The sequence below is a fragment of the Nitratireductor sp. GCM10026969 genome (assembly GCF_042660605.1).
Lineage (GTDB): Bacteria > Pseudomonadota > Alphaproteobacteria > Rhizobiales > Rhizobiaceae > Chelativorans.
Genome location: NZ_JBHSUM010000039.1, coordinates 1 through 15,607, shown reverse-complemented (window position 1 = coordinate 15,607; position 15,607 = coordinate 1). Strand labels below are relative to the sequence as shown.

General features: G+C 65.1%; 14 protein-coding genes and 1 tRNA gene. 2 read left to right on the top strand and 13 right to left on the bottom strand.

The genetic code is table 11. From position 1 onward, the window contains the following. Both ACFP9U_RS10745 and xylF read right to left on the bottom strand, forming a co-directional pair. Positions 1-1,314, bottom strand: coding sequence for a sugar ABC transporter permease (locus tag ACFP9U_RS10745; RefSeq protein WP_378621273.1), 1,314 nt, complete (start codon positions 1,312-1,314; stop codon positions 1-3). Between the two features lie 100 nt (positions 1,315-1,414). Beyond that, the gene (gene xylF, locus ACFP9U_RS10740; protein ID WP_378621271.1) at positions 1,415-2,458 is read right to left on the bottom strand and encodes a D-xylose ABC transporter substrate-binding protein; all 1,044 of its coding nucleotides are present in this window, start codon (positions 2,456-2,458) and stop codon (positions 1,415-1,417) included. A gap of 170 nt (positions 2,459-2,628) precedes the next feature. Here xylF and ACFP9U_RS10735 point away from each other — a divergent pair, with 170 nt between their 5' ends. Next, on the top strand, positions 2,629-3,855 hold the full coding sequence (locus ACFP9U_RS10735; protein WP_378621269.1) for an ROK family protein: 1,227 nt from the start codon (positions 2,629-2,631) through the stop codon (positions 3,853-3,855). Positions 3,856-3,914: 59 nt separating this feature from the next. On the opposite strand, the gene ACFP9U_RS10730 is transcribed toward ACFP9U_RS10735, so the two are convergent. The 11 genes from ACFP9U_RS10730 to ACFP9U_RS10680 form a co-directional block, all read right to left on the bottom strand. After that, the gene (locus ACFP9U_RS10730) at positions 3,915-4,325 is read right to left on the bottom strand and encodes a gamma-glutamylcyclotransferase family protein (RefSeq protein ID WP_378621267.1); all 411 of its coding nucleotides are present in this window, start codon (positions 4,323-4,325) and stop codon (positions 3,915-3,917) included. A gap of 38 nt (positions 4,326-4,363) precedes the next feature. Next, on the bottom strand, positions 4,364-5,053 hold the full coding sequence (phoB, locus tag ACFP9U_RS10725; RefSeq protein ID WP_378621265.1) for a phosphate regulon transcriptional regulator PhoB: 690 nt from the start codon (positions 5,051-5,053) through the stop codon (positions 4,364-4,366). A gap of 18 nt (positions 5,054-5,071) precedes the next feature. Continuing rightward, positions 5,072-5,776, bottom strand: a complete 705-nt coding sequence (phoU, locus tag ACFP9U_RS10720; protein WP_378621263.1) for a phosphate signaling complex protein PhoU — start codon at positions 5,774-5,776, stop codon at positions 5,072-5,074. Between the two features lie 40 nt (positions 5,777-5,816). Then, the gene (pstB, locus tag ACFP9U_RS10715; protein ID WP_378621261.1) at positions 5,817-6,632 is read right to left on the bottom strand and encodes a phosphate ABC transporter ATP-binding protein PstB; all 816 of its coding nucleotides are present in this window, start codon (positions 6,630-6,632) and stop codon (positions 5,817-5,819) included. Between the two features lie 13 nt (positions 6,633-6,645). Then, on the bottom strand, positions 6,646-7,938 hold the full coding sequence (gene pstA, locus ACFP9U_RS10710) for a phosphate ABC transporter permease PstA (RefSeq protein WP_378621259.1): 1,293 nt from the start codon (positions 7,936-7,938) through the stop codon (positions 6,646-6,648). 4 nt (positions 7,939-7,942) lie between these two features. After that, positions 7,943-9,322 carry a phosphate ABC transporter permease subunit PstC gene (gene pstC / locus ACFP9U_RS10705; protein ID WP_378621257.1) on the bottom strand — a complete coding sequence of 460 codons (1,380 nt, stop codon included), beginning with the start codon at positions 9,320-9,322 and terminating at the stop codon, positions 7,943-7,945. A gap of 89 nt (positions 9,323-9,411) precedes the next feature. Then, entirely contained in the window at positions 9,412-10,446 is a 1,035-nt protein-coding gene (locus tag ACFP9U_RS10700; protein WP_378621255.1) for a substrate-binding domain-containing protein, read from the bottom strand. A gap of 185 nt (positions 10,447-10,631) precedes the next feature. Further along, positions 10,632-13,877, bottom strand: a complete 3,246-nt coding sequence (locus ACFP9U_RS10695) for a PAS-domain containing protein (RefSeq protein WP_378621253.1) — start codon at positions 13,875-13,877, stop codon at positions 10,632-10,634. A gap of 265 nt (positions 13,878-14,142) precedes the next feature. Further along, a tRNA-Glu gene (locus ACFP9U_RS10690) sits at positions 14,143-14,218 on the bottom strand. 77 nt (positions 14,219-14,295) lie between these two features. Next, entirely contained in the window at positions 14,296-14,697 is a 402-nt protein-coding gene (locus tag ACFP9U_RS10685) for a VOC family protein (protein WP_378621251.1), read from the bottom strand. Continuing rightward, entirely contained in the window at positions 14,694-15,083 is a 390-nt protein-coding gene (locus ACFP9U_RS10680) for a fimbrial protein (RefSeq protein WP_378621249.1), read from the bottom strand. Before ACFP9U_RS10680 ends, ACFP9U_RS10685 begins: the two co-directional genes overlap by 4 nt. A gap of 29 nt (positions 15,084-15,112) precedes the next feature. Between ACFP9U_RS10680 and ACFP9U_RS10675 the strand changes: the two genes are divergently transcribed. Beyond that, on the top strand, positions 15,113-15,607 hold a 495-nt coding region (locus tag ACFP9U_RS10675; RefSeq protein WP_378621246.1), incomplete at its 3' end, for a pseudouridine synthase.

The following is a 15,607-nucleotide window of genomic DNA, read 5'->3' as shown; positions in this document are numbered from 1 at the left end:
CTACTGCACGCGCTTGCGGTAGACCGTGTCGAGCCAGACCGCGACCACCAGCACCGCGCCGACGACAATGTTCTGCAGCGGCGTGTCGACACCGAGCAGGATCATGCCGGTGGCGAGCGACTGCATGAGAACCGCGCCGACCATGGCGCCGGCGATCGTGCCGACACCGCCACCGAGCGACGTTCCACCGATGACGGCCGCGGCGATCACCAGAAGCTCGTCAAGCGTACCTTGCGCGTTCGTCGCCGCGTTGAGGCGTGCCGTCGATATGGCGGAGGCGACGGCGACGAGTACGCCCATCAGAATAAAGATCTTCATGATCACCCAGCGGGTGTTGATGCCCGCCAGCTCGGCCGCTTCGGGATTGCCGCCGATTGCGAACACGTAGCGGCCGAAGCGCGTGCGCATCGCCAGGAAGGTCATGACGATGCCCACGCCGATGGCGATCAGCACCGGGATGGCGATGCCGTGGGCGATGAAGAGCCCGCCTTCGGGCACGGTGATGTTGTGCGCCTCGGCATAGCGCCGCACGATCCCCGACGGCCAGGGATAGGCGTTGGCCACCGCGACGGCACTCAGGATGAGCGCGCAGCCGACCGCACCGAGAAAACCCTCCGCCCAGAGCGGCCGCAGGGGAAAGTCGAACTTGCGCCTTTGCCGCCGCCCCTGGATCAGCATGAGAACCAGCCCGACACAGGCCACGGCACCGACGATCCAGCTCGCTGTCGCGCCGATGGCGCCATCCGGTCCCCCGCCCATGAGCCGGAATGTGGCATCCATCGGTGCCACGGTCTGGCCGCTCGTTACCCACCAGGCCGCGCCGCGCCAGACCAGGAGCCCACCCAGCGTGACGATGAAGGCCGGCACGCCGAGAAAGGCGATGATGTACCCTTGGAGCGCTCCGATCACCGCGCCGACGACAATGCCGGCGGCAAGTGCCAGCACCCAGATGACCGGATGGCCGAAGCCCAGATAGTCGGGCAGGATCTGTGCCTGGGTCACGCCCATGATCATGCCGACGAAGCCGAGCAGCGAGCCCACCGAAAGATCGATGTTGCGGGTGACGATCACCAGCACCATGCCGGTCGACATCACGGCGACGGAGGCGGATTGGACGGACAGGTTCCACAGATTGCGCGGCGTCAGGAACAGACCGCCCGAAAGGAAGTGAAAGCCGACCCAGACGATCGCCAGAGCGCCCAGCATGCCGAGCATGCGGGTGTCGAGTTCGGTCGCCTTGAGAAAGCGCCCGACCACGCCGTTCTCCGTCGCGGAAGCACCTTGCGAAGCTGCTTGAGATGTCGCGTCCGCCATCAACCCGTCTCCCTGTCGGCCCGGCTGCGCGACACCGGGACGCTTGCAGAAACGCCGCGGTTCGACCGAACCGCGGCGTCCTCAAACCTCAAACCGTCGCTCAGTCACACACCTCGACCGAGCCGGGCTCGACACCCTGGCACACGACGTCCCTGGAGACCCAGCCGGCATCGATGACCACGTCCAGATTGTCCTGCGTGATCGGCACCGGCTTCAGGAAGACGGCGTCCATCTCGACGCCGTTCGGGCCGTCGGACCACTTCACCGCGCCTTCGATCTCTTCCATCGCCGTGCCTTCGGCGAGCTGGTTGGCGATTTCGGCGGCCGCCTTGCCGAGTTCGCGCGCATCCTTCCAGACCGAGACGGTCTGCGTGCCGAGCGCGATGCGGTTGAGTGCGGCATGATCGCCGTCCTGGCCCGAGACCGGCACCGAGCCGGCGAGGCCCTGCGCCTCGAGCGCGGCCACGACACCCCCGGCGGTGCCGTCGTTCGAGGCGACCACCGCGTCCACCTCGTTGTTGTTGGCGGTCAGGATCTGCTCCATGTTGCGCTGCGCGTTGGCCGGCAGCCAGCCATCCGTATAGGCCTCGCCGACATTGTTGATCTTGCCCGAATCGATCGCCTCCTGGAGCACCTCCATTTGGCCTTCGAACAGGAAATCCGCATTCGGATCGGCCGAGGAGCCCTTGATGAAGGCGTAGTTGCCTTCCGGCTGCACCTCATTGACGGCACGCGCCTGCATGCGGCCCACTTCCTTGTTGTCGAAGGTGAGATAGAAGGCGTCGGGGTTTTCGATCAGCCGGTCATAGCCGACCACCGGAATACTCTCGTTCATCGCGCTCTCCACCGCAGGCCCGATGGCAGAGGCGTCCTGCGCCAGGATGATGAGCGCATCGGCTCCCTGGGCGATCAGCGATTCCACGTCCGTGAGCTGCTTGGAGGCGGAAGACTGGGCGTCAGCGGAAATGTAGCTGTTGCCGTCGGCCTCGATCTGCGCCTTGATGGCCGCTTCGTCCGTCTTCCAGCGCTCTTCCTGGAAATTCGACCAGGAAACGCCGATCACCTTGCCCTCGGCGAGTGCTGCCGTGGACAGCGAGAACGAAAGCGTAAGACCCGCCAGGATGGCGGTAGCAGCATTTTTCATGATTTCCTCCCAGCGCCGGAATGGCGCGCGACATTCAACGAACGGCGGCCCGAAGATGATTTTTTCGAGCTTCGAAAAAAAGAATGACTCACGTTTTCACCCGTGTCAATATCGCTGGCATGTGGCACGGAGGGAGATAACAGCGCCGATGCCCGAGGGAGGAGCAGCCGATGACGGCGGGAATCCGTCACGACGAGATGCGCAAGCGCAATCGCGCCTTGGTCATCGCCGCCGTGCGGCAGACCGGACAGCCCTCGCGCACGGAGATCACGGGTCTCACCGGCCTCAGCCATTCGACCATTTCCGCCATCGCATCCGATCTCATAGACGAAGGCATCATGTGCGAGGCCGGCCAGGGGGAGAGTGCGCCAACCCGGCGCGGCCGCCCGCAGGTGGCGATCGCGCTCAACCCGCGGGCCGCCACCGTGGTGTGCCTGCACCTGTCCTTCAACAGTCTCACGGCGGCACTGGTCGACTACTGCGGCAATGTGATCGACCGTAAGGTGCACCGCCTGGCGACCCTGGCCATGGAAAGGCAGGGCCTTCTTGATGCGGCAGTGCGCGGCGTGCGGGAAATCGCCCACGGGCGCGGGGGCTTCCAGCGCATCGCCGTGGCGGTGCAGGGCATTACCGACGCGGCGGGCACGGAAATGCTGTGGTCGCCGATCACGCCGCACGACCGCTTGCGCCTGGGACCCGCCCTGGCGGAGGCGTTCGGTGTCCCCGTTACCGTCCACAACGATTGCAACATGATCGCCGTGGCGTTGCGCTGGCTCTATCCGGAGCGCTATCGCGACAACTTCGTGGCCATCCTCCTGTCCCACGGCATCGGCATGGGACTGATGTTGAACGGACGGCTGTTCACCGGCACCGATTCCTCGGGCGGCGAGTTCGGCCACATGATCCACCGTCCGCAAGGCGCGCTGTGCCGCTGCGGGCGCCGCGGCTGCGTCGAGGCCTATGCCGGAAGCTACGCCATCTGGCGCAGGGCGCGCGGCCGGGACCTTTTGGAAAAGCCGATCGCCGACATTGACACGGCCGAGATGGGAGCCCTGGCCGGGCAGGCGCGCCAGGAAGAGGGCGCGGCGCGCACGGCGTTTCGGGAAGCGGCGGAAGCCATCGGCTTCGGCATCGGCAACCTGTTCGCCCTGATCGACCCCGCTCCGGTGGCCATCATCGGCCAGGGCACGGCGGCCTTCGATATCCTGGAGCCGAGGATCCGCGCCACACTTTCCGAAACGGCCGGCGGCCAGAACACCGGATCCGTGCATTTCGAGACCTGGCCGAACGAAACCCCCTTCATCCAGCACGGCAATGCCATGACCGCGCTGACCAGCCTCGACCGAGAGATCTTCGGTCCGGGCCTGCACGCGAACGGCAGCAGAAGCATCGCCTGAGGCAGCGTTTTTCCGGAAGGCACGTGCCCCCTGCCCCTGGCCGGCGCGTTTGCAACACTCTACCACCGCCGACCGGGCGGAATGAACCGATGGTCGCGATACTCCTCGAGATATTCCGAGTGTACCGGAACGGCGAGTTCGGGCGATTTCATATAGGAAAAAGCCGCAATCGCTGGTCCACCACCCATCGGCAGCACGCGCACCAGGCGGCGGAAATTGCCTGGTTTTCCAACGGACTCGAGGCGGTCGAGAACGGCAAGGCATCGATCGTCAATTGCGTAAAGCTCTCCTTTGACGCAAAGGCCTTCTCCCGGCCGGTCGAGCATCATCGGCGCGAACCATGGCCCTGCGATCAACATGGGAAAGGCATCGACCGTGCGGGCAAGGCCCAGCCGGTCTGCACCGGCAAGCCCCTCCTCATGCAGGGGGAACCCTCTTTTCAAAGTACCGAACGCAAAGATTCTGACCATGCGAGATCAAAAGCGCACGGCAGTGAGAGGTTCCCTCCTCAACTCTCCCGGATCGCGTAGCCGGCGCCGCGTATGGTGCGGATGACGTCGGGCAACCGGCCCTGGTTCACCGCCTTGCGCAAGCGGCCGACATGCACGTCCACCGTCCGCTCGTCGATATAGATCGTCTCGCCCCAGACATTGTCCAGAAGCTGACTGCGCGAGAAGACGCGGCCGGGATGCTGCATCATGAATTCCAGGAGGCGGAATTCTGTGGGCCCGAGCCGGATCTCGCTCTTGCGCCGATAGACGCGGTGGGATTCGCGGTCGAGCACGATGTCGCCGACCTTGAGCACGGTCGACAGCACCTCGGGCTTCGCCCGCCGCAGGAGCGCGCGGACCCGGGCGACGAACTCCGGCGTCGAGAACGGCTTGACCAGATAGTCGTCGGCGCCGGTAGAAAGCCCGCGCACACGGTCGCTCTCCTCGCCGCGCGCCGTCAGCATGATGATGGGCAGACGCTCGGTCTCCGAGCGCATCCTGAGACGCCGGCAAAGCTCGATGCCGGAGATCGCCGGCACCATCCAGTCGAGCACGAGCAGGTCCGGCACGTTCTCCTGAAGGCGCACTTCCGCCTCGTCGCCACGGTTGACCACCTCGACCTCGTAACCTTCGGCCTCGAGATTGTAGCGCAGCAGTACGCACAGCGGCTCGTCATCCTCGACAAGCATTACTTTCGGAGCGATCATCCCGGACCCTCCCGCTACTCATCGATCAACCGTCATCTGCGTCTCGTCCAGCTTGGGGCGCTGAACGGGCAGTTGTTCGCCGGTCAGGATATAGTAGGCGTTCTCGGCGATGTTGGTTACGTGGTCACCCACGCGCTCCAGGTTCTTGGCGCAAAACAGGAGATGCGTGCATGCGGTGATGTTGCGCGGATCTTCCATCATATAGGTGAGCAGTTCGCGAAACACCGAGGTGTAGCGGGTGTCGATCTTCTCGTCCTCGTCGCGCAGCGCCGTGAGTGCAGCGGCGTCGCGCTCAGCGTAGCGCTCGACGACGGCCTTGACCTGGCTGAGAACCATGCCGGCCATGGTGTCTATCGAATGAGAAAGCTTGCGCGGGGCCGCTCCCTGCCCGACAGCGCCCACGCGCTTGGCGATGTTCTTGGCAAGGTCGCCGATCCGTTCCAGGTCGGCGGCCATGCGGATCCCGCCCACCACGGCGCGCAGGTCCTGCGCCATGGGCTGGCGCTTGGCGATCAGCGTGATCGCCCGCTCGTCGAGTTCGAGCTGCTTGGCATCCATGATTGCATCGTCGGAGATGACGCGCTGTGCCAGCCCGGTATCCGAGGTAAGCAGCGCCCGGGTGGCGGACTGCGTCATGGCGCCGGCAAGATCGCCCATATCGCGCAGCAGTCGATCGATATGCTCGAGATCCTCATCGAAGGAGGCGACGATATGCTCGGCCATGGGTCTGTTCCCTTCTGAAATGCGTGGCGCGGCGGTCGGCTTAGCCGAACCGGCCGGTGATATAATCCTGGGTGCGCTTGTCTTCCGGATTGGTGAAGATGCGGTCCGTCGGTCCCTCCTCGACCAGATTGCCGAGATGGAACATGGCGGTGCGCTGCGAAACGCGGGCCGCCTGCTGCATGGAGTGCGTGACGATCACGATGGTGTAGTTCTCACGCAATTCGTCGATCAGTTCCTCCACCTTGGCCGTGGCGATCGGGTCGAGCGCCGAGCACGGCTCGTCCATCAGGATCACTTCCGGCGAGACGGCGATGGCGCGGGCGATGCACAGGCGCTGCTGCTGGCCGCCGGAAAGGCCGGTGCCCGGCTCGGTCAGCCGGTCCTTCACTTCGTTGAACAAGCCGGCCTTCTGCAGGCTGGTCTCGACAACTTCGTCCAGCGCGGCCTTGCCGGAGGCGAGGCCGTGGATGCGCGGCCCGTAGGCGATGTTCTCGTAGATCGACTTCGGGAACGGGTTCGGCTTCTGGAAGACCATGCCGACCCGCGCCCTGAGTTCCACCACGTCGATGCGCGGGCTGTAGATATCCTCGCCGTCGAGCGTGATCTCGCCCGTCACGCGGCAGATATCGATGGTGTCGTTCATCCGGTTCAGGCAGCGCAGAAAGGTGGACTTGCCGCACCCCGAAGGGCCGATGAGCGCAGTCACCTGGTTCTGACGCACGTCGAGGCTGACACCGAACAGGGCCTGCTTGTCCCCGTAGAAAACGTTGACCCCCGAGCCGCGCATCTTCACGGTTTCGGTCTCGGTCGTTTCCTCGAGAGCGGTTTCGACGGCTGCTTCTGTCAACATGTTCATTTCCCTCACTCCGTTACCAGCGACGCTCGAACCGTTGCCGGAGATAGATGGCCACCGCATTCATGAATATGAGAAAGCCCAATAGCACGAGGATAGCAGCCGAGGTGCGCGAGACAAAACCGCGCTCCGGGCTGTCGGCCCAGATGAAGATCTGGGTGGGAAGCGCCGTAGCCGGCTCCATGATGCCCCCGGGCGGCGAGGTCAGGAAGGCGTTCATTCCGATGAGCAGCAGCGGCGCCGTCTCGCCCAGAGCCTGCGCCAGGCCGATGATCGTGCCGGTGAGGATGCCCGGCAGCGCCAGCGGCAGGACATGATGGAGGATGACCTCGTGCTTGGAGGCGCCGATGCCGAGCGCGGCCTCGCGGATCGACGGCGGGATCGACTTCAAGGCGGCGCGCGTGACGATGATCATGGTGGGCAGCGTCATGAGCGAGAGCACGAGCCCGCCGACGATCGGCGCGGAGCGCGGCAATCCGAACACTTGGATGAACACCGCCAGGCCCAGAAGACCGAAGACGATCGAGGGCACCGCCGCCAGGTTGTTGATGTTCACCTCGACGAGGTCGGTCCAGCGGTTCTTCGGCGCGAACTCCTCCAGATAGATCGCCGCGGCGATGCCGACCGGGAATGAGATCAGGAAGCAGACGAGGAGGGCATAGAAGGAACCGACGATGGCGCCGGCAAGGCCCGCCAGCTCCGGGAAGCGGCTGTCGGCGTTGACGAACAGCGCCCAGTTGAACGGCGCCGAAACGAGCCCGCGCTCCTCGAGCGACTGGAACAGCGCGATCTCCTCGTTCGAGACCCTGCGGCGGTCTTCCGGCAGGTCGCGGTCGATGACCCCCTTGTAGAGCTGGTCGTAGGGATCCGAAGCCGGCACTTCGAGGACGAATGACTGGCCGACAAGCTCCGGATGCGCGGCCACGTGGTTGCGCACGACATTGACGGCGCCGTCCGACAGGATGCCCGAGGCAGTGCGTAACGCGGCCGGATCCTCGATCTGCGGGAAAAGCTGCTGGACGGCGTTGCTGACCACGGCGCGGAAATTGCCGTCGCCTGGATCGTCCGCCGGCACGTTCTCCGGATCGGCAGTGAACTCCACGGCGATCTTCGTCTGCACGAAGGCGCTGTGGCCGGTCGCGATCAGCGAGGCGATCAGCACGCCGAGCAGGCCGATGGCGATAAGAATGGAGGCAAGCCCGTACATCTTGAGGCGGCGGTCGGCCGCATAGCGGCGCTTGCGCTTTGCCAACGCCTCCGGAGAGGACCAGTCGAACGGCTTGGAAGCTGAGGCGGTCGTATCGGACATTGGCCTACTCGTATTTCTCGCGGTAGCGGCGCACGATGCGCAGCGCCAGTACGTTCAGGCAAAGGGTCACCACGAACAGCACCAGCCCGAGCGCAAAGGCGGAGAGCGTCTTGGGATTGTCGAAAGCGGTATCGCCGATCAGGAGCGTGACGATCTGCACGGTCACCGTCGTCACCCCGTCGAGCGGGTTCGCCGTCAATGTCGCGGTGAGCCCGGCCGCCATGACCACGATCATCGTCTCGCCGATGGCACGGCTGGCAGCCAGCAGGATGCCGCCGACGATGCCGGGCAGCGCCGCCGGAAGCAGAACCCGCGTCATGGTCTCGGCACGCGTGGCGCCCATCGCCAGCGAACCGTCGCGCATGGACTGGGGCACCGCCCGCAATGCGTCGTCGGAAAGCGACGAGATGAAGGGGATGATCATGATTCCCATCACGCCGCCGGCGGCAAGCGCGCTGTTGGGCGATATGGCGATGCCCATCAGGCCGCCGGCCTGGCGGATCGCCGGCGCGACGGTAAGGACGGCAAAGAAGCCGTAGACGACGGTCGGCACGCCGGCGAGGATCTCCAGGATGGGCTTGACGATCCTGCGGATGCGGTCATTGGCGAACTCCACGAGGTAGATCGCCGAGAAAAGGCCGACCGGAATGGCCACGATCAGCGCGATTGTGGCTATCAGCAACGTGCCGGTGAAGACGGGCACGGCGCCGAAGGCGCCCGTACCGGCCACCTGGTCCTCGCGGATGGCGATCTGCGGCTCCCAGTTCAGCCCGAAGAAGAACTCCTGCGGCGGCACCAGCATGAAGAACTGCATCGCCTCGTAGGTGAGCGACACGATGATGCCGATGGTGACCAGGATGGCCGCCCCGGCGGAAAAGATCATGAGGAAATCGAGCGTGCGCTCGAAGGTCTGGCGTGCACGAAAGCGCGGCGCCATGCGCGAGCGCGCCATGTAGAACGCCAGCGCGGCGACCGCCAGGGCCACCACCACCATCGCCCATTGGGCAATGGCCTGCCAGGTCTGGTAGCGCTCCGCCGCAGCGAGGATCTCCGGCGAGGGCTCGCTGAAGATGCGACCGGACGCGACGTTCTTGATCTCGCTGAGATAGAGCGACAGGCGCGAGGCCGATGCGCCCTCCGTCAGGCTTGCCGGCAGCCAGGCCAGAAGCAGGCGGTCGATGATGGCGTCCTGAAAGAGAAGCCATAAAAGAACGAGAACGAGAGCCGGAACCCCCACCCAGACGGCGGCGAAGGCGCCGTGATAGACGGGGCGCGAATGGACACTGGTCCCGTGCGCAGCGACGAACTGGTTCGCCGTGGACCGCCCGACATAGAAGGCGACGAGCGACAGAGCCAGAATTGCGAGAAAGAGATATCCGGTCACGGCTGCATGTGCCTGCTTTTCTGTTGAACCAAGCAAAGCGCCGCACGCCGTGTCCTTCAGCAGGCCCGGCGTGCGGCAGCAAAGCGAACTTAGTTCGTGTAGCGGGTCAGGTGCTTGCCTTCCGTCGCCGCATTACGGACCTCTTCGCGCCGCTCGTCGGAGAGCGGAATGAGGCCGCGCTCTTCCAGATAGCCGCCGGGGCCCATCGCCTCCTCGGAGACGTACTCGTCGACGAACTCCTGAAGGCCGGGGATCACGCCGCGATGCGCGTTCTTCACGTAGAAGAAGAGCGGACGCGAAACCGTGTAGCTCTCGTCAGCGATGGTCTCCGGCGTGGGCTTGACGCCGTCCACGGCGACAGCCTTCAGCGTGTCCTGGTTCTCGTAGAGGAAGGAATAGCCGAAGATGCCGAGTGCGTTGTGGTCGGCCTGCAGGCGCTGAACGATGAGGTTGTCGTTCTCGCCCGCCTCGATGAAGGGGCCGTCGGTGCGCATGCGCTGGCAGACTTCATCCTTGCGATCACCCTCGAGCGCCTCGATGGCGGGGAACTCCTCGCACCCCTCTTCCATGACGAGTTCGACGAAGGCATCACGCGTGCCGGAGGTGGGCGGCGGGCCAAAAACGGTGATCTCGGCGTCCGGCAGCGACTCGTCGATCTCGTTCCAACGCGTGTAGGGGTTGGCGACGACTTCACCATCAACCTCGACTTCCGAGGCGAGTGCCTGGAAGACCTGCGCCTTCGTGAGGTCAATTTCCGGACCCTCGGCGGAGTGGGCGATCGACAGGCCGTCGGAGCCGATCTGCACCTCGGTGACGCTGTCAACGCCATTTTCGAGGCACAGCTCGTACTCGCTCTCCTTCATGGCACGCGAAGCACCGGTGATGTCGGCGTGCTCGACGCCGACACCGCCGCAGAAGATCTGCATGCCGCCGCCGGTGCCGGTCGATTCGGTCACGGGAGCCGGAAAGTCGGTGGTGTTGCCGAATTCCTCGGCCACCGCCTGGGTGTAGGGGAACACGGTCGAAGAACCGACGATACGGATCTGATCGCGCGCGGCAGCGACGCCGGCCGACAACGACACGGCAATTGCCGTCGCCGATGCCGTGAGAATGAGTCTGCTCATGGGGCTACTCCCTGTTCAAAATTCAATGGTCGCCGGTCGAGACGACGGGAGTGCCATAACGCTCCTCTGTGACACTTGGATGACAGTTTCGTGTCGGCACGATTAAGATCGATTTACCTTTCGAGGCACGGCGTGCGCGGTGAGGAGCGAGGCCGACGCCGGAGCTGCAGATCGGTTTCCGAAAATCAGGAGGACATGGTGCCCGTGGCGTCCTGCGCGGGTGCCCAGCGGTCGATCTTCTCCATCAGGGCGCGTGGGCTGATGGGCTTCGACAGGTAATCGTCCATGCCGGCCTCCATACAGCGTTCGCGATCCCCCTTCAGCGCATGGGCGGTCACGCCGATGATCGGGACACGCCACCGATCGCCGTCGATGCGGCGGATCTCCGCCGCGGCCTCGAGCCCGCTCATCTCCGGCATGGAAACGTCCATCAGGATCAGGCCCGGGGAGAGGCGGCGGTAGGCTTCCACGGCCTCCCTCCCGTTCTTGACGATCTCGAAGCGCAGCGCGCTGTCGCGCAGGATCTGCGTGAAGACCAGTTGGTTGACTTCGTTGTCTTCCGCCACCAGCACATCGACCTTGCTGGCCGGGGAACCCTTCGGCGCGCCGCGCCGGAAAGTGGGCAGGGCCCGCGGGGTACGCTCCGCGGGCGCGCCCGCCGCATCTTCCTTCGCGGGCACCTCCGTGCCGTCATCGCCGGCACCCCGCCGGCGTTGAATGGTCTGCACCAGGGTCTCGAGCAGCTTCGCCGTACGCGCGGGCTTCAGAAGCTGGGCGTCGATGCCCAGATCCTGCGCGCCGACGGCAAGCGACTGATCGACGGAACTGAGAAGGATGACGGGCACCTGCGCGTCCCCTTCGCCGGAGCGGATGGCCCGCACCATGTCTATACCGCTCATTTCCGGCATCTGATAGTCGATCACCGCGCAGTCCACCTGTACGCCGAGGCGCGCCGCCGCGCTCAGCACGTCGAGCCCCTCCCGCGCGCTTCTTGCGGCGCAGGCGTCGAACCCCCAGTGGGTCATCTGCTCGGACAGGATGGCGCGATTGATCTCGTTGTCGTCGACGATGAGGACACGTGCGCCGCTCACGTCCTGCGGCGCCACCTTGGCGATGGCGGAACGATCGGCATTGGGCAGGGTCACCCTGAACCAGAAGGTGGAGCCGTGGCCCTGCCGGCTTTCCACGCCCATCTCACCGCCCATCAGGGCGACGAGGTGCGAACTGATGGCCAGTCCCAGGCCGGTTCCCTCGTACCGCCGGGTCGAGGATGCGTCCACCTGGCTGAACTGGTCGAAAATGAGCTCGAGCTTGTCCTCGGGAATGCCGATGCCGCTGTCGGCCACCCGCACCTCGAGCCGCGTCTCCTCTTCCAGGAGGTCGCCCTTCACGTCGACGAGCACGTGGCCGCTGTCGGTGAACTTGATGGCATTGCCGAGGAGGTTCGTCACGATCTGGCGAATGCGCCCGACGTCACCGACGAAGGATTTCGGCAGTCCCGGATCGACGCGCACGATAAGTTCGAGGTCCTTCTCCCTGGCTCGTGCCGAGACCAGCGTGGCAACATCCTCCACCGCCTCGGCGAGGTTGAAGGGCTGCGGGTCCAGCACGAGTCGCCCGGCATTGATCTTGGAGAAATCGAGAATGTCGTTGATGATCGTCAGCAGCGCGTTGCCCGACTTCACGATGATGTCGATGAAGGTGCGCTGCTTGCCGGTGAGATCTGTCTTCGCCAGAAGCTCGGCCATGCCGAGAACGCCATTCATCGGGGTGCGGATCTCGTGGCTCATATTGGCCAGGAATTCCGATTTCGCCCGGTCGGCCGCCACCGCTTTCTCCTGCGCTTCGCGCAGTTCCTGCTCGCGCCGTTTCATCTCGGTGACGTCGGTCGTCGAGCCGATGAGATAGGGCGAGCCGTCGGAGGCGATCAGGGTGTCCTTGCGGGCGATCTGGTGGCGCACGGTTCCGTCGGGAGCCGTCTGCGCCTCCTCGACCTCCAGCCGCTCTCCCGATTCGAGCACCGCGACGTCGCTCTTCATGAAGGCCTCGCCGGCGGCGCCGAACAGCTCCAGATCCGTCTTGCCGATGGCATCATCCTTCGAAACGCCGAGAAGGTCGCACCAGCCCTTGTTGACATACATCAGCCGGAGATCGGGTCGCTTCGCGTAGATGGCCACGGGCACGTTGTCGACGAGATTGCGAAAGACCTCGTTCTCGCGCATGCTCTCCTCGAGCTGCTGCTCGCGCTCCTTCAATTCGGTGATGTCGACGCGCACGCCGACAAAGGTGCCGTCCTCCCGGCGCATGTCGAACGCCTTGAACCAGCGCCCGTCGGGGTTGCATCGCTCGTAGATCCGCTGCCCCTGCCAATAGAGCTTCAGATGAGCTTCGATCCAGCCTTCGCGGTCCGTATCGTAGAGCCGATCGACCTCCGGATCGCCGCTCTCGCGCAGATATCCTGCCTTGTGTGCCAGTTCCAGCGCATCGCGGATCGGCCGTCCCGCCTGCATGGCCGGTACCATTGCCGGCAGCGCGTCATGGATCTTCCTGTTGGCGAGCACGAAGCGATCGTCGCGGTCATAGATGATGACGCCTGCCGGCAGCGTCTCCAGAAGATGGGCCAGCTGGGCGCGCGCCTCCTCCGCGTCCGCCTCGCGCCGCTTCAGGTCCGTGACGTCGTAGTAGGTCAGCATCCGCCGGCCGCGGGTGAGCGGCGTCAGTGTGTAGACCACCGTGCGTCCGTCGGCCCTCTTCAACTCGCGCGGCGGGGCGTCGCCCTTGCGGATTTCCGCCAGGCGCTCCTCGGCATAGGCGGGCCAGGCCTCCTCCGGCATCTGGTGAAAACCGCTCTGCCGAGACTGTTCGAGCAGCGTGCGCATGGGAAGGCCGATCAGGTCTTCCTCGGGGGAAAGATCGCACAGCGTGTGATAGGTCCGGTTTGCGATCGCCGCCGTCAGATCCGCTTCCAGGACGACAACGCCGAACCGCATGCTGTCGATGATGCGCCTGAGGTCATCGAGCGCGGCTTCGGACTCCTCGCGCGCCGCCTCGACCTCCATTTCGCGGCGTTTCAACACCGTCACGTCGGTGCAGATGGCCACGGTGCCACCATCCTCGGTCGGCTGCTCGCGGTGGATGACGTAGCGGCCGTCCTGAAGCGCGATGACGCTTTCGATCTTCCGGCCATGCCGGCGCATCTCCAGAAGCCGGTCGCACCATTCGCGCCCGCTCATGCGGTCGAGCGTCCAAAGTCCGCGCTCGGTCCCTTTTTCCAGCAGCGTGCGGAAGGTGACGCCGGGGCGGATGACGTCGGCGAGCCCGTCATATATCTCCAGCATCGCCCTGTTGTAGAACACGAGACGGTCGTCGCTGTCATAGCAGGCAAAGCCCTCGCGCGTGACGTCCAGCGCCGCCCGCAGTGTCGCGTCCATGTCCTTCCCGGAAACCTTGTCCGCCGTCCGGTCGATTTTTCCCTCCGACCCCAAAGAGCACCCCCCGATTCAACCCGTCTCCCGCCGTGGCGAAAAGATGGCGTTCGAACCGTTAAGGATTGGCTAAGCATAACCACGTTGCGGGCGATGGCGAGACAAGGACCGCTGCGAGGCTGCACCGCGGAGTGCAAAGAGACAGCCCATCCTATCCAGCCGGGAAGACGGCGCGGCGCGGTATTTCTGATATCGTTGTCGGAGAAAAAAATGGCACTCCCAAGGGGACTCGAACCCCTGTTTCCGCCGTGAGAGGGCGGCGTCCTGGACCGCTAGACGATGGGAGCGTCTGTCGAGGCCGCGATATAATCGCGAATTGCGGCGAATGCAACAGCCCCGGTGCCGGGGGATGCGCAGATTCTTTTCACGCCGGCTGCAGGAGATCCCAGAGGTTTCCGTAAAGATCGGCGAAGACGGCAACCATGCCGTAATCCTCGTGCCGCGGCTCCTCTTGAAAGACGACCCCGCGCGCCCGCATGGAATCGTAGTCGCGCCAGAAGTCGTCCGTGTGGAGAAACAGGAAAACGCGTCCACCGGCCTGCCGACCGACCGCCGCTTCCTGTGCCGGCCCGTCGGCCCGCGCAAGCAGCACGCACGCACCCTTCGCCCCTTGCGGCCCCATGACCACCCAGCGCTTGCCGGCCTCCTCGAGGCGCTTGTCCTCCACGAGCGTGAAGCCGAGCTTGTCGCGATACCAGGCAATCGCCTCGTCATAGGCGGCCACGAGCACGGCCGTCAGCGCGATTCGGCTTCCGCCGCCGCTCATGGCGTCTCGCGGACGATATCGAGACGCCCCGTCGGGTGCGCGCCTTCCCGCGTTTCATAGACGAGAATGGCCTCGCTCCCGTCGGCGCGCCGGACATGCAGCGTCAGGCGGTCACCGACGAGGGAATGGGAAACAATCGCCGCACCGTCCGGCAGAACGACCTCTCCCGAGACGGTCTGCCCCTGCTCCCCCGCCGGCCCGATCACCGCATCGGTGGATGGCTGCGTCATCGTCCTGTAGACAAGCGCGAGCACCACGGCCATAACGGCCACGAAGAGAATGGCGAGATTGACGGCCATGAAACGTACGAGCTTGCGGCGTACCCGTTCAGCGGCCGGGTCCAGCGGCTGCTCCTCGTCGTTCTCATACGCTGCCGGTCCGGCCATGGTTTTACCGATCGCAAGATGTGTCCCGAATGAGCGGTCCTGATAGCCGAGCCGTCGGCGAAATGAAAGAGCTCGCCGTCGACGCCGCGTCCGCAGGCAGGAGGCTCGACCAGTGGCTGGCCGCGGCACTCGCGCCGGACGTCTCGCGCAGCCGTGTGCAGGCACTCATCCGTGCCGGTGCCGTCACGCTGGCGGGCTCCGCCGTCACCGAGGCGAAACGCAAAGTCGCGAATGGGGAACGCTACGCGATCGCGTTGCCGGAAGCCGAGGCGCCCGAGCCGCGGGGCGAAGCCATTCCGCTCGACATCCTCTACGAGGACGATTCGCTCATCGTCGTCGACAAGCCGCCCGGCCTCGTCGTGCATCCGGGGCCCGGCAACTGGACCGGCACGCTGGTCAACGCGCTGATCCACCATTGCGGCGACACGCTGTCGGGGATCGGCGGCGTCCGCCGCCCGGGCATCGTGCACCGGCTGGACCGGGAGACGAGCGGGGTGATGGTGGTGGCCAAAACCGACCGCGCC